This window comes from Legionella nigrisilvae (assembly GCF_977063395.2).
Window position 1 is genome coordinate 956,034 of record NZ_CDRUGZ020000027.1, and the last position, 18,632, is coordinate 974,665.

Genomic DNA, 18,632 nt, shown 5'->3' on the forward strand with positions numbered 1-18,632 from the left:
AATACTAATGGAAGTTCCAATACTTCAGATTAACCAATTTTCTCTTATTTAGAACAAAAGCAGTTCCTAAGTCCAACATAATTTTCTTAAGGGAAATTATGTTGGATCAATTTTTAATAACTCTAGAAAAAGGTCGAGTAATAACAAAATATCAAACCTTATTTTTCAAGTAGAATTGCATATTTTGATAGCTCAGGTATGTATTCGAGGGTTATTTTCACTGTGACTAGAAGTGGCACAGAAATAAGAGCCCCAGCAGCGCCCCATAACCAAGTCCAAATAAGAATATTTAAAAAAATTAGAAGAGGGTTTAATTTTAAACGTTTTCCTAAAAAAATGGGAGTTATTAGTTGACCTTCTAGTGCAGTAATTAAAAAATACAAAGCAGGAGGCGCAAAAATATGCAGATACGAATCAAATGTAATCAGAGAAACAAATAAAACAATAATTATTCCAATCATATGTCCAAGATAAGGGATAAACGTGAGAAACATTGCCATTACACCCCATAAAAGCGGATTAGGTAGATTTAATAACCAAAATACTACCGACATAACCGCTCCGAGAACAAAGCATATCATTAAAAAAGTGAACAAATATTTCGATACTTCATTTTTCAGACTGAGAAGAAAAGGGTTTTCTGGTAACGATTTTCTTTTATTATATAAAACTCGCTCTATTTTCTGAATAAATGACTGAAAATATATCAAATAGAAAAAAAGTAAAATAAGTACTGTGCCAATAGAAATAACTATATTAGTCGTTAGATTAAATATGGAGGGGGCTAGACTTAGGTTTGAAGTCACCACCATATTTTTTTTCTGATCCATGCCAGTCATTGATTGGGCTTTTTCAGCAGCTTTATTAATTTCTCCTAAAGAATCTTTAACAGTTCTGAATTTATCTTCAATAATTTTAAAATTACGAGGAGCATTTTCTATCCAATTTGAAGCAGGAGGAACTAAAAAGGTAATTCCTAAAGAAATAACTCCGAAAATGGCGATAGAAATGAGTGCAGAGGCTAAAATTCTAGGGATTTTAATGAAGGAAAGCCATTCCATAAGTGGGCTAACTAGTAAATATAAAAAGAATGAAAGTAAGATAGGAAACAAAATGTGTTGCGAAAGTGCAATTACAACTCCAGTAGCCAAAACAACTAGTACTTTTAACTCCACTGATGATTTCATCGTTAAGCCTTTATAGGATTTTATTGGTTTATAATAATTACGTTTGGCTGAACGTGAAAAAGTTATCTTTAAATTAAAACTTTGTATCATTGTTCTTAAGCCACTTTTTTATTTTCCCAAGGGTCCCCTATAGTAATAAACTAACTCATTAAAAAATACAAATTGCTATAACCCATAAGATTATCAAGCATAAATTGACAGTAAAAAGTAATATCGAATTTGCGAAGGCTTTATCCATCTATGAATACAATAGCCACAAAGCTGTTTCCATTTCAGTCACTCAGGTTGAGAGCCTTATTTGATATCGCTAAAACGAACAAGTTGTTGGTTTCATGGACTCATGACAACACGATTTATAACAAAAAAGATATTGATTTTTATGAAATCGTGTATATTAATTAAATATATAGTCCAGAGGCTGCTTTAGATTGGATAACTTTTTTCGGTTTCCACAAACTATGCCCAAAAACAAGAAAAATGATCTGAATTTATTGTTTGCACTATATAAAATGTTAGCTACACTTAAATTGATTTTTCATAAACTAAATGGAGATAGTTATGTTTAAAAAAATGTTAGCCGCATGCGTAATAGTTGGTAGCTTTTCTTCAGCTTTTGCTGATACAACAACAACAACCACAACAGTAACTTGGAAAGATCCAATCACTTACGATCAACAAAAGTTTGAAGCTTGGTATGCAGAGCCTGCAAATCAAAAATTATGGACTGAGTGGTATACTACATATCATACAGAACCAGATTTTGTTACATTTTGTAAACAAACATGGGCTGGTACCTATTGTAAATAACAACTTACCCACTAAGACTTCATGGGAGTCTTAGTGGGTATGTTATGCCTTTTCCTGTGAACAATATAGACTCCTATACAATCACTCCAATCCCTTGCCCAAACTTCTGGTTGCATTATTATATTGGATTATTTTTTTAGGATCCTGCGAGTGCCTCTAAATTTAGATAATCTAAGCCCATAAATCATCTCCAATAACTCGCTAAGTCCTCCCAGGCTATATGATTGATTATTTAATGAATCTAGGTAAATTGTGAATTTCCGTTTACTAATTGATGCATAATAAGTTCTGGTTTGCTTTAGAGCTTTGTTCGGACTTTGTCGATAACCTACTTGTGTGATCATTAAAAACATGAATGATATTAATTTGCCATACCTATAAAATAAATGTATCTTAGCTCGGTTATTATCATTATGGAGTTATATAATGTTACGAAAATTTGGCCTTGGCTTATTATGTATTGCTGCATCTTTAAGTACAAGCGCGTATTCTACGCAAAGTCATTTGCTCCAACGAGGAGTCACGATTGAATATGATTTGCCTAGTAATGATCCGCAAATATTTCTTAATTACCTTTTCTGGCCAGTAGAAGCCAATTGTAAAATTACTACCGAAGATGAAGGAGATGAACTTTTAGTTGTCGCATTAGCTAAAAAAGGAAAAGTTAATGACATCAACTTATCAGCAGGAGAATCTTTACGAATCACTGTTCACCCAAATGAAAATCTGAAGTTAAGCGCTGAATCGGGCGCAAAAGTCGAAATTACTAATTTCGGTACCCACACCGTAAAAGCAACGTGCACTGCTTAATATAAGCTTTTTAATGCATATCCTAGCCTGGGTGCAGCATAGCAAACCCGGGTTTATTGAATAATTCCCAGGTTAGAAGCCTTATTTCCTAATGTTCTCTCGTTGCATGAAATTGAATTTTGGGATATCGCTCTTGAGCCATTGTTAAATTAACACGGGTTGGAGCAAGATACATTAAGGCATCACTTCCATCTAAAGCTAAATAGTCATACGCTTTGGTGCGAAAGTCACTCATTGCTTTATCATCCTCAGAATAAACCCAACGCGCACAAGCAACATTTACTGTTTCATAAATACAATCTACTTTATATTCATGTTTCAAACGATGAGCTACAACATCAAACTGTAACACACCGACTGCACCTAAAATTAATTGGTTACTGTTTAAGGGACGGAATACCTGAGTGGCTCCCTCTTCAGATAATTCAATCAACCCTTTTAATAAAGCTTTACTCTTTAATGGATCCTTCAAGCGCACCAATCGAAACAACTCGGGAGCAAAATTGGGTATCCCGGTAAATTTTAATTGCTCTCCTTGCGTAAAAGTATCTCCAATGCGAATTGTTCCATGATTATGTAATCCAATAATATCACCTGGTAAAGCAATTTCTGTGTGGGAACGATCACCAGCCATAAAGGTTAAGGCATTAGAAATTTGCACTTCTTTTCCAATTCGCAGATGATTCATTTTCATCCCTTTGCGGTAGGCTCCTGAACAAATACGTAAAAATGCAATCCGGTCTCTATGCTTAGGATCCATATTAGCCTGAATTTTGAACACAAACCCAGTAAAATTCTCTTCATCTGCGGATACAGTTCGCTCTTGAGCTGTCCGAGGTTGTGGTCCTGGAGCATAACGAACATAATCATCCAGTAACTCTTTGATACCAAAATTATTAATTGCCGAACCAAAATAAACTGGCGTCATTTTACCCGCTAAATAATCATCCAAATTGAACTCATGTGAAGCTCCCTTAACTAACTCAATTTCGTCGCGTAATTCCTGGGCACTATCCCCTAATAGTTCATCCAATTGCGGGTTATCCAATCCCTTAATTTGCATTGCATCTTGTTTTTGTGCGTTCTTACCGGGTTGATATAAATAAACTGTATCATCATACCGATGATAAATGCCTTTAAACCGCTTTCCCATACCCACTGGCCAGGTAACTGGCGCACATTGAATACCTAAAACGGATTCCACCTCATCAAGCAAATCAATAGGATCCCGCCCCTCGCGATCCAGTTTATTAATAAAGGTCATAATTGGAGTATCACGCAGACGACATACTTCCATTAATTTAACGGTACGTTCCTCTACCCCTTTAGCCACATCAATAACCATTAGTGCTGAGTCCACTGCGGTTAAGGTTCTGTAGGTATCTTCAGAAAAATCCTCATGCCCTGGAGTATCTAACAAATTCATGACATGCTGATTATGAACAAACTGCATCACCGAGGTTGTTATAGAAATTCCGCGTTCCTTTTCCATTTCCATCCAATCGGAAGTCGCATGTCGATCGGCTTTTCGTCCTTTAACAGTTCCTGCCAATTGAATTGCACCTCCGAACAAAAGTAATTTCTCGGTGACAGTGGTTTTACCGGCGTCAGGGTGAGAGATAATTGCGAAGGTTCGTCGTGTATTAAAATCCTGATAAAAATCGGACATGAAGCTCTCTAAATAAATATAAAGTTATCGTATGAGTGAATTTTAAGACATTCCCGAACAAATACAAGACGAAGGCCTTTTTTATCAGAGAAACGACTGATAAAAATGGGATTGAAATAGTCTTTGTCTCTCAAAAACGTTATCATTAAAATAAATTATGAATCATCCCTCTACACAGAATCCGCATCGTATAGGAGAAACTACACATCATGAAACGTTGCACTTGGGTTGGAATTAATAAGCCTCATTACGAACAGTATCATGATACAGAATGGGGAATTCCTGTACATCAAGATCAAAAGCACTTTGAAATGCTCTTACTTGAAGGAGCGCAAGCAGGGTTAAGTTGGGAAACCATTCTTAAACGTCGTGAGGCCTACCGCAAGGCATTCAAACAATTTGATCCCAATGCTGTGGCAAAAATGACCGATGATGAATTAAATAACCTGCTGACTGATTCAGGAATTATTCGTAATCGCCTCAAAGTATTCTCGGCGCGCAAGAATGCCTTAGCATTTCTTAAAATTGCACAGGAATTTGGATCTTTCGACAAGTACGTCTGGGGATTTGTGGGTGGAAAACCTAAAATAAATTATCCTAAAACACTTCAAGAAGTTCCTGCGAGTACATCAGAATCAGATACTTTAGCTAAAGATTTGAAAAAAAGAGGGATGAGTTTTGTCGGATCAACGATCATGTACGCTTATATGCAAGCAGTAGGTATGGTCGATGATCATTTAGTGGATTGCTTTTGCAAGACTCGATCATCAAGTGCTTAATCCGGGTTCACAGCACTAAGCAGGCAACAACTCTTCATAAAAATGGTCATTCAGTTGTAGCCTAAGTGAAGACCAGCATTAACCCAAATTTCAAACCTTGGCGGAGTAACTATTCATTAGAAGCCTCATCCCTACTATGAAACAGGTTCTTGCTTTTTAAGTTCTGTATAAAAATCCTGTGCCTTTTGTTCAATATATTTTTTACAACCTGTCGGATCAACAAAAGGATTATTTTTTCCTTTTTGCAGTAATGAATATTTATTCTTTAGATCAAACATTCCAGCATGGGATCCGAGAAAAATATCACAACGCAGTGATTCTAATACCTTTATGGAATGCTTATAATCCTGAGCTATATGAGGATAAGTTACATTATCAACCAATTTATAACCAGGATTAACGCCTATACTCCCTATAATAACAGCCTGATATTGCTTTCCATGATCCTTAAGTTTGACTGTCCAAGTGGTACAGCCTTTAGTATGTCCCGGTGTCCAATGAGCAGTTAAAACGGTTCCTCCTAATTCCACCCGTTCCCCGTCATGAAGTACCTTATCCACAGTACTTTGAGGAAAATGAGTACTGGAATCATTTGCATAATGAAAATCAGATTTACCACCAGATAGGATCGAAGAAACATCCTCGTCCATAACCATATATTTTGCTTTCGTTTGTTGCTTAATCAATTCACTGCCCGCAGCATGATCAAAATGAGCATGACTAATGAGCAGAATTTTCGTATCACTGAATTTAAAACCTAGTTTTTCTATACTGGCCTTAATCATGGGGACATTAGCCTCAAGATCACTATCGATCAAAATATTCCCCCTAGGAGTGACAATCAAGTAACTCGCAAGATCATCCGTGCCTACATAATACAAATTTCCAGCAATATGGAATGGGGGAAAAGGATTTGGCATCGGATAGGCAAAGCTGGAATGGTTTAATACCATCGTCAATGCAGACAAACATAATACTTTTTTCATGTCAAAATCCTAAGAAGAATCAGCAAATGGGCTAGCAAGATAATACTTCATCACGAAGAAATAGGATACAAATTGTTTAATTTACCCAAGGAAAATTAGTCTGTCCATATCTCTTCCTGCTTGCGGAAAGATGTATACTTTTGATGGTTCAACATGATGTTCTATTTTAGTGTTCGAGGCAGCTTTTCCTAATTATCTATTTTTTTATCGCTGCAACCCACATCCATATCGCGAAAATACCCGTAATCAATAATGCATTAATACTGCCGGTAAATCCCTGCATTTTCATTTATTTCTTCGTAGTATTATTTTATACTTATAGATTAAACTAACTCTAAAAAGTTTAAATAAAATCCAATATATAGGTAACAGAGTATGATCATTCATAGTGAATTTAAGCCGCTTTGGTGGCTTACCAATAATCATGGACAAACTCTGTATCGAACATTAACTCAACGAACAAATACCCCCGTTGACTCTCATGAACGACTGGAGCTACCCGATGGTGATTTTATTGATTTAGCTTGGAAAACTAATGGATTAGGCAACGATACTCCATTGATAATTCTTCTTCATGGATTAGGTGGAAATATCAATTCGGCTTATGTTTCGACTTTATTTGACGCCTTCAATAAATCAGGTTATCGAGCAGTTTTAATGAATTTCCGGGGGGCAAGTGGTGAACCAAATCGTCTACCGCGGGTTTATTATGGAGGAGATACCGATGATTTGGCTTATTTTCTTAATGTACTAAACCTCAGAGAACCCACAACCAAAAAGGCGGCAGTAGGTATTTCATTAGGCGGCAATATACTTCTCAAATGGTTAGGAGAAACCGGCTCTCAATCTTTAATTAATGCAGCTGTTGCTGTTTCTGTACCGTTTCAGTTAGATAATGTGGTTCAAAAGATAAACCAAGGATTTTCTCGTGTATATCAAAAAAATCTGTTAGAAAAATTACGTATGGTTTTTTTACAGAAATTGGATGTCATTAATTGCCAATTATCACTTTCCAAACAAAAATTGTATTCTATAAAAACCTTATATGAATTTGACGAACAAATAACTGCTCCATTACATGGATTTGTTAATGCCCAGGAATATTATCAAAAATCCAGTTCAAGACAATATCTACTTCAAATCGCGACACCTACCCTAATTATTCATGCCTTGGATGATCCGTTTATGACACCGGACGTTCTGCCAACAGTCAATGAATTATCCCCAGATATCCTTTTAGAATTAAGCCAGCATGGGGGACATGTAGGATTTATTGCTGAGAAAAAGCAATTTTGGTTGGAGCAGCGCATCCCTAATTTTTTAAAGGATTATTTGCTAACCTCCCAACGGACCGCAACTCTCCCAAATTAGTTAATATCTTACTTACTTTAAAAATGGGATCTCGGTCAAAACACGGACGAAATAATACCATTGAGCTTAGATAGGCTTACAAGTTGTAGAACTTAAGGAACCTCAATCGTACTCATAAATAAATGTTCCGGCTTGGCGCTGCAATCTGAGCTAGGCTAAATTTAAACAAGCCATAAGATTTGAGCTCATTCCCATTACTATGGATATTCGAAACGAAGAAAGTAAAACACCTCTGGTAGAGAGGTAAACCTGAAGATATCGATCCTTTAGCTGTTTTCCTCTCTTCAAGCGGTTCAGACTTTATAACAGGTTCAATTATTCCCATTGATGGAGGATATTCGGTTTCCGATCGTGCAATTTGGTCTTAGGCTTAGATTACTTTAAAAAAGAGACCAGTGTTTTTTTGAAGGAATTAAGCACTGCTAATTTTCCTATATTAACTATCTGTTGCGTTACTTTCCCAGTCAAATGTTTTCGTGCAACGCTCCAGCCTATAAAAAATGCAGAAATGAGCATCATCCAGGTTGCTAAATGATAACGAGTAACCTCATTGTCTTTAAAATACCTTTGATGTTCCCTCACCCTGCTTTTTTGGGATTGAAGTATATTATTCACCAAGTGAATTTGTGCCATTAGCTGCTTTCTCGAGTTTTTCATGTTCCACGCTCTTTTGCGAAAAATATTCTCTTGTCTTTGGAAAGCTCATGCTTTTTAAGTTAAAGGATAAGTACTTGAGTAATCCCAGTAATAATCCTCCATTGAGCAAAAGCACAAGAAAAATAGAGATCAGGATACGATGTGAAATCAAAAGGACCCAATATCCTGAAACCCAGAACACCAGATACCCAATAAATACCATCGCTGTTAACCAAATTGTAATTAACCCAACGAACAGCATGCATATATTCAACAATAATGGAAAAACGCTTAACCCTGCTAGCTGCGCTTCAAGACGAAATAAGGAGTAAACCGTTTTAAAAACAGCTATTTTTGCAGTGATAAGTGCTTCTAAATGTTTTAATGCATCCATTATTTTTTCATTAATCGAGATAATAAAAAGCCTATTCCTCCAGCAATTAAAACAGAGGCTAGTGGGTTTTGATGTATCTTCCTCACTAACTTATCAGAATACTCCTTTACATTATCTTCAACTTCATTCACCTTGTGCACCCCTTCCTCATACAACTCATTTACCTTTCTTTTTCCTTCGTTTAATAATTGGCTGGCAGCTGCTTCAAGATGATCTTTAGGAGTATATCCTCTGTTTTCACCGGAATTGTTCATGTTTATACCCTCCTTAGTAACAACACTTCATAAAATGTAACGAAAATAATATATTAAATATAGTTAGTGGATGAAATAAATCAATAAATCTACCCCTATTTATTAAGACTTATTTTATAAAGTTTTCAGAAAAGTATTTTTTATCAACATGTTAATTAATTGTTCATGAAAATATCATATTGACCGCATTTAAAAAAAATGTACAATAAATCTCCATAAATAATAATGATAAGAATATGATTTCCTTAGACCTTCTCAAAGATTTAGAGCTATTAGAAGAAACTGCCAAAGTTTATATTCAGGGTAAAACACATTATCTGCTCGAACCGAAAGCTTTTAATTTTTCGTTGCTTAAAAATGTCCAATGTTCAATTCAATCCTTACCTTTAGATAAAGACAAAATAGAAGTGATGGAGCGTTATCGAAATGTCTTTACACAACTCGCTAATTTTCATCCTAAATTAGTGTACTTGTACGATTTTAATACTGAAATCATGATGTATAAATACTTGTATCAGCAACTCGATTCGCTACAACAACAAGCATCAATATTGTACGAAAATTATTTTGAAGTGAATAAACCAACCTTTGATTGGCAAGGATTAAGGGAACTCCACCACCAAATTTCTAAAGTGCAAAATACTTCAGATAGAATACAACTTATGCGGGCATTTGATGAGGGGGTTTTAACGACAATTTCACAGGTAAGACCTAAAACCTATTCTGAATTAACGTTCCAGCCTGAATTAGAAGAGACACAAAAAGATTCCTCCGTTCATCTTAAAACTCAATAGTGAATTATATAGAACTCACAAAAGAGTTCTATATTCCTGCTCCAAATACCTACCCCGCCAAAAAACACATCAAGATATAATAAATAAATTATCCGCTTGAGGATCATAATTAATACACTATATTTTATTTAAGCAATATTTATTGACATGGAAATAAGGAGAGGAATATGTTGAATCTTGATAAAGAAACAATTGGTGATCTTCTTTATAAAGCCCGACAATTTCAGGCCAAGGAGGATGTTAGCTTTCCGGAAGTCACCGATGAAATGGATTCGCTCTATGTATTAGCAGATTATCAAGATGATCCAGTTTATCAAGAAATTACAGAATTCGTTGATAATTTACGACCCGATCAACAGGCAACCCTAGTTGCATTAATGTATTTAGGTCGAGGAGATTACACTCAGGAGGAATGGGAGGATGCCTTAAATTTCGCCCAAGAGGAAGTAACCGATCATACTGGAGAATATTTATTATCGAGACCAATGGTCGCGGATGATATTGAACGAGGCTTAAACATCCTGGGTATTTCATATCAGGAATAGCGTGGCCAATTGATCTAGAACGTCTAGAGTAGTTGGAGTTGCTCACTAAAACGTTCATTTCAAATTTGAGTTTAGAAATAAGTATAAGAACATACGATTGACATTTAACAATCCTGAGCAATAATCATAATTTCAGTGGGCTTTTTTTTGTATATTTATTAGGATGATAAATGAGCTTTGATAAGCAATACCAACAAAAATTACATTCCCCAGATGATGCTGTAAAGCTGATTCCCCCCACCGCAGTAATTTCTATGGGGATGCGTGTTGCTACTCCTCCAGCTCTTTGTCATGCTCTTGCTGCCCGTGCAAGAGCTGGTGATGTACAGGAAGTGAAAGTTTATTATCTTCGCTGTGGCCCTGTTGCTCTACAGACAATTTTTCAAGAAGATTTACTCCATATTATTAGGCCTTACACCTCAATGATGTCACAAGGAGAGGTTGAATTAGCGGAGCGTGGGTATAATTTAGGAAAGAAGTATATCAATTTTGTTCCCATAAGTTTTAGTCGTTATCCAGATACCATTAAGTCCATCACCAAATTGGATGCTTTTATTGTCACCGTGGCTCCGATGGATAAATTTGGCTTTTTCAATTTAGGCCCTAATGGTGATTACGCAATTGAACTGGCACGCTATGCGGATAAATTAATTGTTGAAGTAAACGACAATTTGCCCAGAACAGCAGGCTCCACTTTAATTCATGTGAATGAAGTCGATGCCATAGTTGAAAATACCGTTGACTTGCTCGAAGGCCCATCTAAACCTGCAAGTGAATTGGATCGTCAAATTGGTCAGCACATCACCAACCTAATCCCTGATGGTGCAACCATTCAGATGGGGATAGGAGGAGTGCCTAATGCAGTATGTGAACAACTCGCTCATCATAAAAATCTAGGGATTCATACAGAAGTAATGACCGATGGATTAATTGATCTCATCAAAAAAGGGGTGGTTACCAATACACATAAAACATTACACCCTTATGTCAATGTGTTTACTTTTGCGATTGGTGATAAACAATTATATGAGTTTATTAATAATAATCCCTCCATGTTTTGTCTTCCAGTTTCCTATGTTAATGAACCCAGTGTGATTGCGAAAAACAAACTCATGACCTCCGTTAATGCCTTTATTGAAATTGATTTTAGTGGGCAAGTGAATGCAGAGTTCATTGGTCATCAATTTTCTGGTCCCGGTGGGCAATTGGATTTTATTCGTGGCGTTCATTATTCAGAAGGAGGAAAAACAATCATTGCCAGTAGCTCTACAGCCAGGAAGGAAACTTTATCCCGCATTGTGCCTCGACTTTCTTCAATTGCCACCGATACCCGACTTGATATTGATTATGTGGTTACTGAATACGGAGTCGCACAATTGAAAGGACGCTCCACTACAGAAAGAACCCATCAATTAATTAAAATTGCTCATCCAAAATTTCGCGAACAATTAGAGCTTCAAGCGAAACAACAAGGATTTATTTAAAATGGACTTATCATTTTGCCCTGCCCTGTTATTTACCCCGGGTAATAAACCAGAACTTTTTGCAAAAGCACTGGCTTCAGGAGCAAATGGCTTTATATTGGAATTGGAAGATGGCGTTCCAGCTGACGAAAAAGACGCCGCTCGCAATCATGTCATTCAGTTTTTGCGAACCAAACATCCTGAGCTACCCATAATTGTTCGCATTAATCATATAACCACGGACGCAGGCTTGCCTGATTTAATCGCGTTCAAACAGGAACCTATTTATTACGATGCCGTTTTATATCCTAAAACAGAAAGTGCGGAAGAGTTAAACATTATTTATAAAGTACTTAATTTGGGAGCACGTAATATTAAACTTTTCGCATTAATTGAAACGGCCAAAGGATTGCTGAACTTAAATTCAATAGTTACTGATTCCCCAGTGAGCGGCCTGGTCTTTGGTGCAGCAGATTATGCCGTTGATGTAGGCTGTGGTATGAACTGGGATGTTCTATTATACGCGCGTCAGCAGCTCATACAGGCGGCCGCACTGACCCATATTCCCGCCCTTGATTCCCCTTTTTTCGATTTTACGAACGAAGAACAATTAATTTCCGAAGTAATACGAGTTAAGGAACTTGGTTTTAAAGGAAAACTAGCCATTCATCCCAATCAAATCACCCCCATAAAACAAAATTTTGCACCGCATGAAAACGAGATTGAACGCGCAAAAAAAATTGTTGCACTGTTCGAACAATCTGGAGGGAAAGCCTGTCAATATGAAGGTCAAATGATTGATGTCCCTATCTACAAACAGGCCCAAGAACTGCTCAAACTATCAGAACATTTAAAAAGGGAATGAATATGTCTCAGCAAAGTTATACATCTGTTGGAGCCAATCGGTTGCGCGAGGATTTTGGCTTTTATTTTGAAGATTTTGAAGTAGGACAAATTATTGAACACCGACCGGGTAGAACCATCACTCAAAATGATAACATTTGGTTCACTTTACTGACGATGAATACCGCTCAACTGCACTTTGATGCTCATTATGCTGAACAAACGGAATGGAAAAAACCTTTGGTGAATAGCACATTTACACTTGCGATTATCACAGGGATGACAGTTAATACGATTTCAAAAAAAGTGGTAGCTAATTTGGAATGGGATAAGGTCAAATTACTAAAACCAGTATTTGAAGGAGATACAATTTATGCAGAAAGTGAAATAAAAGCAAAACGTGAATCAAAATCAAGACCCAACCAAGGAATAGTTACAGTAGAAACAAGAGGAATTAATCAACATAAAGAACTATTTATGTCTTTTGAACGAACTGTCTTGGTCTATAAGAAAGGTAGAGCACCGGAGTATACAATTTGACTATTAACTTTTTGGGCAGAATTAATTTATGAATATCCAAACTATTGTTGAAGAACAGAGGGCTTTTGCTGCTGGCGGACAGGCTAAAGAGATTGATTTTCGTAAACAGCAACTTCAGAAATTAAAAACCATTCTTAAGCAAAATGAGCAACTCCTCTATGAAGCGCTTTATGCAGATATAAAAAAATCTAAATTTGAAACCTATTTAACTGAGCTTGCCATGATATATCATGAGCTTGATCAAGCAATTAAATGGGTACATAAATGGGCTAAGCCTAGACCCAAAAGAACAGAATTGATGGTTCAACCGGCAAAAAGTTTCATATTACCCGAACCTTATGGTACCACTCTAATTATTGGCGCCTGGAATTACCCTTATCAATTAACATTAATCCCATTAATCTCGGCTATGGCCGCAGGTAACACCAGCATTATCAAACCCAGTGAATTACCCCAAAATACCTCCTCCGCTTTGGCAAAAATAATAAATCAAAATTTTGATCGAGCTTATCTTTTTGTTGCTGAAGGCGGCGCTGAAATAACCCAAGAGCTTCTTAGTTTTCGTTTTGATAAACTCTTTTTTACTGGTAGTAGCACTGTAGGGAAAATTGTGGCTAAAGCGGCAGCGGAACATTTAACTCCTCTCACCCTAGAATTAGGTGGAAAAAGCCCTTGTTTTGTTTTTGCAGATGCAGATCTTAAAATCTCAGCCAAGCGTATTGTCTGGGGTAAATTCTTAAATGCTGGACAAACTTGTATCGCTCCTGATTATCTTTTAGTTGAACAATCAATTTATCAGCCGTTACTGGAAGAACTTAAAACCCAAATCACCGAAGTTATTGGTCCCAATCCTCTTGAAAGTGAAAGCTATGTACGGATTATCGACCAAAAAAATGTACAGCGTTTAAAAAAACTCATTGATCCCCAAAAAATATTCGTTGGCGGCCAAGTCATTGAAGCAGAAAAATATATTGAACCTACAATTCTGAAGGATGTACATTTTGGTGATGAAGTGATGAAAGAAGAAATTTTTGGGCCGATCTTACCTGTTATTCCTTTTACCGATCTGCAATCTGTTTTGCATGAAATAAAAATGCGTCCCCATCCATTATCACTTTATATTTTCGGAAAGAACTCCGATCTACAAACCCAAATTTTACGCGAGGTTTCATTTGGAGGCGGTTGTATTAATGATGTGATTATGCATGTTTGTAACTCTCAGCTTCCTTTTGGTGGCGTTGGAGAAAGTGGCATGGGAAGTTACCATGGCGAAGCAGGCTTTAAAACGTTCAGTCATTTCAAAAGTATTTTGAAAAGACCTTTTTGGTTTGAGCTACCTTTTAAATACAAACCCTATAACCAATTGAAACTTAAGATAATTCGGGCACTTTTTGGATAAATAATGCCACGAATCTCTTGAGCAAAGGATTTGTATTGATAGAAAATCATCCCTTGATTTAAAGTCATTACCATATGTTTTAGCAAAACCTACTATGGAGTAGGTTTATCGAATAGTTTTTTTCCTTCAAGACGTTGGGCTCGTTTAGCAATTGCTTCTTGTAACTCCAGAAAAAAAGGAGACGGTCCTAGAAAATGGTTCGTTTCAGATTCATGTTTCTTTCCCCACGACGCATCTAATTCGGATTTAATATTTAACTGAAGGTCTAACATTGAATCTAAAGCATGCGTTTTTTGCTGGTAAGAGATTAAAAGTGTTTTACATACTTTCGCAAAACAAAGATTTTCTTGCAAAATTAATGCCGAAGTACTAAGAAAACCAATTATTCGCTCGTCTTTGTGATTTTTTTGATGCTGAACTACTAGAAATGAAAATTCTTTTAATAAAGCATAAATAAAGGAATAATCCCTATCTTCCTTCCCTTCTAACCTATATCCATCCACTAAATTTTGTAATAGTATAATGCATTCTTTACTAACTGGCATTCCTTGCTCCAAGTAAATATACACTTCTTAATTAAAAACTCTGATAGTTAATTTAGCAAGAAAAAAATAGTAATACTTTTATAATCCTTATCTTGTATGTGGCCGATATTGGGTCTATAACTTTAAGAATGAAAAGAGAACAGCTTATGTCAGAAAAGAAAACTAAAGTTAAAACCAGTTATACCAAGGAGTCTCCTACTTTTCCCGTTGAAGCCAATTCTTCTATTCTTGCAAGTATATTTAAAGGATTACCAGGAAGTATTTATTGGAAAGATAAAAATGGAGTCTACTTGGGTTGTAATGACAACATGTTGGAAATGACTGGGATGAAATCCATCATTGGGAAAACAGACTTCGAAATGCCATGGGCAGCTTCAGCAGAAACCATTCGTAATAATGACTTAAAAGTGATGTCACTTAATACTTCCTTAGAGTTGGAAGAAGCTGGAACCATAGCGAACGGACAACAAGTTGTGGTTTTAACCAGAAAAACTCCTCTCCGAGACGAAAAAGGTAATGTTATCGGTATTGTAGGGGTTTCCTTAAATATAACCAAACGTAAAAAACAGGAAGCCGATCTTCGTTCAAGCCAAGAAAAAACACAATCCACCTTGGAAAACATTCTTGCCCACATGCCAGGCCATGTTTATTGGAAAGACAAAAATGGAGTGTATTTAGGCTGCAACAACCGACAGGCTCAGAATTTAGGATTTCAATTTGGTTATGAAATTGTCGGAAAAACTGATTTTGATTTACCTTGGGGTGAGAATCAAGCTGAATTATTTCGCCAAAATGATCTTCATATCATGCAGACCGGTGAAACTGAAATCATTGAGGAAAAAGCCCAAATTGATGGGAAAAAAGCCATTGTCTTAAGTCATAAATCACCGATGCGCAATAAAAAAGGGGAAATTACAGGAGTTTTAGGTATTTCAATTAATATCACCGACAGGAAAAAAATTGAAGCGGAACTCAACATTGCTAAAGAGAAAGCTGAAGCAGCGAGTCTTGCAAAAACAGAGTTTCTCGAAAATATGCGTCACGACATACGTACCCCCCTTACTGGCATTGTGGGATTTGCAGATCTCATCAAATACGAAGCCCAAAGCTCTCGAATTAAAGAATATGCAGATAATCTAGTCGCATCAAGCCATGCGCTCCTTGATTTTATGGACGATGTCCTTGAAGCCATTCATGTAAGTTCTGGCGAAGTCCCCAAAGTGAGGAAAAAATTTGTCCTACAAAAAGTAGCTCAGCACGTTATTGATCTTAACAAAGCCAAAGCATCTGCAAAGCACTTAGATTTATCGCTGGATTTTGATCCAAATATTCCTAATTATCTCATCGGGGATCCCGTTCGAATTCATAGAATTCTTCTGGAATTGATTGCTAATTCACTAAATTTTACCGACTCAGGTTTTGTAACGCTAACAGCTCAATTAGCAAAACAAGAAAACCGTGAGGTCGTCATTAAATTCATTGTTGAAGATAGCGGTATCGGCATTCCCAAGGACAAACAACAGGAAATTTTTCTACAATTTAAACGTTTAACGCCTTCCTACAAAGGAATTTATAAAGGGGCTGGTCTAGGGCTTGCTGTAATCAAACAATTTATTGATGAATTAGATGGAGAAATATACGTTGAAAGTACGGTTGCAAAAGGCACTTCATTTACTTGCGTCATTCCCTTAAAAACTGCACTTCTTGAGGATGAAACAGGTATCGATAAAGATTACATTGATACAACCATCCCAAGATTGGAGCAAAATATTAGCCCCACCCATAAACATTCTGCTCCATTGCCAACCCCATTTAAACACCGTATCTTACTGGTTGAAGACAATACCATTGCACAAACCATTGCCAAAGAAATGCTTCATCAGTGTGATTGTCAGGTCGATGTAGCAGCTGATGGGCAATCGGCCTTACAGCTTTGGAAGAAAAATAAGTATGATTTAATTTTTATGGATATTGGTTTACCCGACATGGATGGATATCAAGTAACTCATCATATTCGAGTACAAGAAATCGCTAAAAATCATCATACCCCCATCATTGCATTAACAGCTCATATCGGTGAAGAAAACAAACAGCGATGCATTGAATCAGGTATAAACGCTGTCCTCAGCAAACCACTAACCCAAAAGAATTGTTTTGATATTTTGAACTCATTTATTCCCTCTATAGAAAAAGCAAATTCTCCCGAACATGGTCTTTTTGATTTACCAACAAAAGAAGAACAATTTTTTCAGCTCGCTGATTTTCCCCTACTTGATGTTGAAGAAGGAATTAAAACTACTGGCACAGAAGCCACACTTTGCGGAATGCTTAACCTTATGTTAAGTCACTCTTTTGTTGAAGATGTGGTCTTGCTAAAAAGAGCACATGAGCAAGCTGACTGGGAAAAAATCCAAAAACTTGCTCATAAAATAAAAGGCGGGGTGGTATATGTGGGCGCCATTCGTTTAAAAATGGCCTGCCAATATTTCGAGTACTATTGGAAATCAGGTCAACGCACTTTATTAGAACAGTTATATCAGCAAATCCTGCGCGTCATTGAGGAAACAACCTCTGAAATTAGAAAATGGATAAAAACAAAAGCACCCTATTAATCAATCTAGCATAGGGGTAGTGCAGCGGAACTCGAATTGAAAGGTGAATAATCACTTAATCGCGGGTTCCCCTGCCAGAGTTAAACAATTTGGATGAACTCAAAAACTCCCAATTACCGACTCACTCTCAGAAACAACCTCGTGAACCAATTTCAGATTCTCTACAGGTGTTTTTACAGGATATTTTTTAAAGCGAAGTGCAACAGGCCTTAAGTAGTTTGGATAATAAGGTTTTATTAAATACTCATAAGTGGCAGCCATCGCCTTATTTCTGCCACTGGGATACACTTCGAAATCATAAGCTTTTTCAGTCCACAAACACATTACCGAACACTCCTCAATCAAATAATCAAGACAGAGATTAAAGGCTCGTTCATGGTCGACCTCTGCAGCAGAAAATCGGCTCAAGTACCGGGTTAAAAATTCATCGATATTAGCATTAATTGCATTATGAAATGATTCATTGGAATTATATTCCTTTTGCACACGGAGATGATGTTCAATATAATTTTGACTGTTATACCAGTCATCCCAGCGCATAATTTCAAAAGGAATGGTTAATTCATTATAAGCTCTTTCATTTCGTTTCAACCAATCGTCCCCTTCTTTTACAGCTAACTGATATAACTCCTCAGGATCAGAATGATTCATAATACCAATTGTGTGACGTTGAACACTATCATCAACAAGAATGGTACATTGTTTAAAAGAGGCGTTAATTAATTTAATAACTGCTGCAAATTTTTCGCTCTCATGAATTGCTTGTCCAACGCTAATTGGCATAAGACAAGAAGATTGAGGAAATAGCTTTCGTTCTTCTGCTGGATTTTCTCTAAAGGAGGCCTTTACAATCCTGTTATCAATTAAGCTCATGCTTTTAAACCTCCTTTGAATTGCTTATTACTACTTTCTGCATAAAAATAAACCATATTTTATTAGATAAAAATCATTTTGTCTATTAGTTAATCACTTGCCAGCATCAATTACATAATAATTAC

At 36.5% G+C, this 18,632-nt stretch carries 19 protein-coding genes and 1 pseudogene; 12 read left to right on the forward strand and 8 right to left on the reverse strand.

The features are described from left to right. Positions 1-158 precede the first annotated feature (158 nt). Positions 159-1,187: an AI-2E family transporter gene (locus ACWTE2_RS21500; protein ID WP_454784293.1), complete on the reverse strand. Its 1,029-nt coding sequence runs from the start codon at positions 1,185-1,187 to the stop codon at positions 159-161. A 558-nt stretch (positions 1,188-1,745) separates the two neighbouring features. On the opposite strand from ACWTE2_RS21500, the gene ACWTE2_RS21505 reads away from it, so the two are divergent. Both ACWTE2_RS21505 and ACWTE2_RS21510 read left to right on the forward strand, forming a co-directional pair. Beyond that, complete coding sequence (locus ACWTE2_RS21505; RefSeq protein ID WP_454784294.1) at positions 1,746-1,994, forward strand: hypothetical protein; 249 nt, start codon at positions 1,746-1,748, stop codon at positions 1,992-1,994. A gap of 426 nt (positions 1,995-2,420) precedes the next feature. Next, complete coding sequence (locus ACWTE2_RS21510) at positions 2,421-2,804, forward strand: hypothetical protein (RefSeq protein WP_182391257.1); 384 nt, start codon at positions 2,421-2,423, stop codon at positions 2,802-2,804. Between the two features lie 88 nt (positions 2,805-2,892). Here the strand turns inward: ACWTE2_RS21510 and ACWTE2_RS21515 are convergent, their stop codons facing one another. Next, positions 2,893-4,473, reverse strand: coding sequence for a peptide chain release factor 3 (locus tag ACWTE2_RS21515; RefSeq protein ID WP_454784295.1), 1,581 nt, complete (start codon positions 4,471-4,473; stop codon positions 2,893-2,895). Positions 4,474-4,682: 209 nt separating this feature from the next. Between ACWTE2_RS21515 and ACWTE2_RS21520 the strand changes: the two genes are divergently transcribed. Continuing rightward, the gene (locus ACWTE2_RS21520) at positions 4,683-5,252 is read left to right on the forward strand and encodes a DNA-3-methyladenine glycosylase I (protein WP_454784296.1); all 570 of its coding nucleotides are present in this window, start codon (positions 4,683-4,685) and stop codon (positions 5,250-5,252) included. A 134-nt stretch (positions 5,253-5,386) separates the two neighbouring features. Here the strand turns inward: ACWTE2_RS21520 and blaFEZ are convergent, their stop codons facing one another. Beyond that, positions 5,387-6,238, reverse strand: coding sequence for an FEZ family subclass B3 metallo-beta-lactamase (gene blaFEZ / locus ACWTE2_RS21525; protein ID WP_454784297.1), 852 nt, complete (start codon positions 6,236-6,238; stop codon positions 5,387-5,389). 375 nt (positions 6,239-6,613) lie between these two features. Here blaFEZ and ACWTE2_RS21530 point away from each other — a divergent pair, with 375 nt between their 5' ends. Next, positions 6,614-7,609, forward strand: a complete 996-nt coding sequence (locus tag ACWTE2_RS21530) for a hydrolase (protein ID WP_454784298.1) — start codon at positions 6,614-6,616, stop codon at positions 7,607-7,609. 254 nt (positions 7,610-7,863) lie between these two features. After that, a pseudogene (locus ACWTE2_RS21535) lies at positions 7,864-7,977 on the forward strand (hypothetical protein); the annotation flags it as partial. A 7-nt stretch (positions 7,978-7,984) separates the two neighbouring features. Here the strand turns inward: ACWTE2_RS21535 and ACWTE2_RS21540 are convergent. From ACWTE2_RS21540 to ACWTE2_RS21550, 3 genes are read right to left on the reverse strand one after another with little or no spacing between them, the layout of a single operon-like run. Next, on the reverse strand, positions 7,985-8,242 hold the full coding sequence (locus ACWTE2_RS21540; RefSeq protein ID WP_454784299.1) for a hypothetical protein: 258 nt from the start codon (positions 8,240-8,242) through the stop codon (positions 7,985-7,987). Further along, positions 8,217-8,639 (reverse strand): hypothetical protein, encoded by a 423-nt coding sequence (locus ACWTE2_RS21545; protein ID WP_454784300.1) that lies wholly within the window; start codon positions 8,637-8,639, stop codon positions 8,217-8,219. Before ACWTE2_RS21545 ends, ACWTE2_RS21540 begins: the two co-directional genes overlap by 26 nt. Next, on the reverse strand, positions 8,639-8,893 hold the full coding sequence (locus tag ACWTE2_RS21550) for an ElaB/YgaM/YqjD family protein (RefSeq protein WP_454784301.1): 255 nt from the start codon (positions 8,891-8,893) through the stop codon (positions 8,639-8,641). The genes ACWTE2_RS21545 and ACWTE2_RS21550 overlap by 1 nt, the downstream gene beginning before the upstream one ends. A 236-nt stretch (positions 8,894-9,129) precedes the next feature. On the opposite strand from ACWTE2_RS21550, the gene ACWTE2_RS21555 reads away from it, so the two are divergent. The 6 genes from ACWTE2_RS21555 to ACWTE2_RS21580 all read left to right on the forward strand — a co-directional run bounded on the left by ACWTE2_RS21555 (position 9,130) and on the right by ACWTE2_RS21580 (position 14,477). Next, the gene (locus ACWTE2_RS21555) at positions 9,130-9,687 is read left to right on the forward strand and encodes a hypothetical protein (RefSeq protein WP_454784302.1); all 558 of its coding nucleotides are present in this window, start codon (positions 9,130-9,132) and stop codon (positions 9,685-9,687) included. Between the two features lie 167 nt (positions 9,688-9,854). After that, the gene (locus ACWTE2_RS21560) at positions 9,855-10,232 is read left to right on the forward strand and encodes a DUF3775 domain-containing protein (protein WP_454784303.1); all 378 of its coding nucleotides are present in this window, start codon (positions 9,855-9,857) and stop codon (positions 10,230-10,232) included. Between the two features lie 170 nt (positions 10,233-10,402). Further along, positions 10,403-11,716, forward strand: coding sequence for an acetyl-CoA hydrolase/transferase family protein (locus tag ACWTE2_RS21565; protein WP_454784304.1), 1,314 nt, complete (start codon positions 10,403-10,405; stop codon positions 11,714-11,716). A 1-nt stretch (position 11,717) separates the two neighbouring features. Next, the gene (locus ACWTE2_RS21570) at positions 11,718-12,560 is read left to right on the forward strand and encodes an HpcH/HpaI aldolase/citrate lyase family protein (RefSeq protein WP_454784305.1); all 843 of its coding nucleotides are present in this window, start codon (positions 11,718-11,720) and stop codon (positions 12,558-12,560) included. A 2-nt stretch (positions 12,561-12,562) separates the two neighbouring features. Further along, positions 12,563-13,078 (forward strand): MaoC/PaaZ C-terminal domain-containing protein, encoded by a 516-nt coding sequence (locus tag ACWTE2_RS21575; RefSeq protein ID WP_220470996.1) that lies wholly within the window; start codon positions 12,563-12,565, stop codon positions 13,076-13,078. A gap of 28 nt (positions 13,079-13,106) precedes the next feature. Next, positions 13,107-14,477 carry an aldehyde dehydrogenase gene (locus ACWTE2_RS21580; protein WP_454784306.1) on the forward strand — a complete coding sequence of 457 codons (1,371 nt, stop codon included), beginning with the start codon at positions 13,107-13,109 and terminating at the stop codon, positions 14,475-14,477. A 92-nt stretch (positions 14,478-14,569) separates the two neighbouring features. Here ACWTE2_RS21580 and ACWTE2_RS21585 read toward each other — a convergent pair whose 3' ends face one another. Beyond that, the gene (locus tag ACWTE2_RS21585) at positions 14,570-15,022 is read right to left on the reverse strand and encodes a hypothetical protein (protein WP_182391272.1); all 453 of its coding nucleotides are present in this window, start codon (positions 15,020-15,022) and stop codon (positions 14,570-14,572) included. A gap of 146 nt (positions 15,023-15,168) precedes the next feature. On the opposite strand from ACWTE2_RS21585, the gene ACWTE2_RS21590 reads away from it, so the two are divergent. Further along, the gene (locus ACWTE2_RS21590) at positions 15,169-17,634 is read left to right on the forward strand and encodes a PAS domain-containing sensor histidine kinase (RefSeq protein WP_454784307.1); all 2,466 of its coding nucleotides are present in this window, start codon (positions 15,169-15,171) and stop codon (positions 17,632-17,634) included. A gap of 99 nt (positions 17,635-17,733) precedes the next feature. On the opposite strand, the gene ACWTE2_RS21595 is transcribed toward ACWTE2_RS21590, so the two are convergent. Next, on the reverse strand, positions 17,734-18,507 hold the full coding sequence (locus ACWTE2_RS21595; protein WP_454784308.1) for a tRNA-dependent cyclodipeptide synthase: 774 nt from the start codon (positions 18,505-18,507) through the stop codon (positions 17,734-17,736). Positions 18,508-18,632: the final 125 nt, after the last annotated feature.

Bases quoted from the DNA above. Each gene is read 5' to 3' on its own strand.
- ACWTE2_RS21500 (WP_454784293.1), bottom strand. From the start codon at position 1,187: ATGAAATCATCAGTGGAGTTAAAAGTACTAGTTGTTTTGGCTACTGGA.
- ACWTE2_RS21505 (WP_454784294.1), top strand. From the start codon at position 1,746: ATGTTTAAAAAAATGTTAGCCGCATGCGTAATAGTTGGTAGCTTTTCT.
- ACWTE2_RS21510 (WP_182391257.1), top strand. From the start codon at position 2,421: ATGTTACGAAAATTTGGCCTTGGCTTATTATGTATTGCTGCATCTTTA.
- ACWTE2_RS21515 (WP_454784295.1), bottom strand. From the start codon at position 4,473: ATGTCCGATTTTTATCAGGATTTTAATACACGACGAACCTTCGCAATT.
- ACWTE2_RS21520 (WP_454784296.1), top strand. From the start codon at position 4,683: ATGAAACGTTGCACTTGGGTTGGAATTAATAAGCCTCATTACGAACAG.
- blaFEZ (WP_454784297.1), bottom strand. From the start codon at position 6,238: ATGAAAAAAGTATTATGTTTGTCTGCATTGACGATGGTATTAAACCAT.
- ACWTE2_RS21530 (WP_454784298.1), top strand. From the start codon at position 6,614: ATGATCATTCATAGTGAATTTAAGCCGCTTTGGTGGCTTACCAATAAT.
- ACWTE2_RS21540 (WP_454784299.1), bottom strand. From the start codon at position 8,242: ATGGCACAAATTCACTTGGTGAATAATATACTTCAATCCCAAAAAAGC.
- ACWTE2_RS21545 (WP_454784300.1), bottom strand. From the start codon at position 8,639: ATGGATGCATTAAAACATTTAGAAGCACTTATCACTGCAAAAATAGCT.
- ACWTE2_RS21550 (WP_454784301.1), bottom strand. From the start codon at position 8,893: ATGAACAATTCCGGTGAAAACAGAGGATATACTCCTAAAGATCATCTT.
- ACWTE2_RS21555 (WP_454784302.1), top strand. From the start codon at position 9,130: ATGATTTCCTTAGACCTTCTCAAAGATTTAGAGCTATTAGAAGAAACT.
- ACWTE2_RS21560 (WP_454784303.1), top strand. From the start codon at position 9,855: ATGTTGAATCTTGATAAAGAAACAATTGGTGATCTTCTTTATAAAGCC.
- ACWTE2_RS21565 (WP_454784304.1), top strand. From the start codon at position 10,403: ATGAGCTTTGATAAGCAATACCAACAAAAATTACATTCCCCAGATGAT.
- ACWTE2_RS21570 (WP_454784305.1), top strand. From the start codon at position 11,718: ATGGACTTATCATTTTGCCCTGCCCTGTTATTTACCCCGGGTAATAAA.
- ACWTE2_RS21575 (WP_220470996.1), top strand. From the start codon at position 12,563: ATGTCTCAGCAAAGTTATACATCTGTTGGAGCCAATCGGTTGCGCGAG.
- ACWTE2_RS21580 (WP_454784306.1), top strand. From the start codon at position 13,107: ATGAATATCCAAACTATTGTTGAAGAACAGAGGGCTTTTGCTGCTGGC.
- ACWTE2_RS21585 (WP_182391272.1), bottom strand. From the start codon at position 15,022: ATGCCAGTTAGTAAAGAATGCATTATACTATTACAAAATTTAGTGGAT.
- ACWTE2_RS21590 (WP_454784307.1), top strand. From the start codon at position 15,169: ATGTCAGAAAAGAAAACTAAAGTTAAAACCAGTTATACCAAGGAGTCT.
- ACWTE2_RS21595 (WP_454784308.1), bottom strand. From the start codon at position 18,507: ATGAGCTTAATTGATAACAGGATTGTAAAGGCCTCCTTTAGAGAAAAT.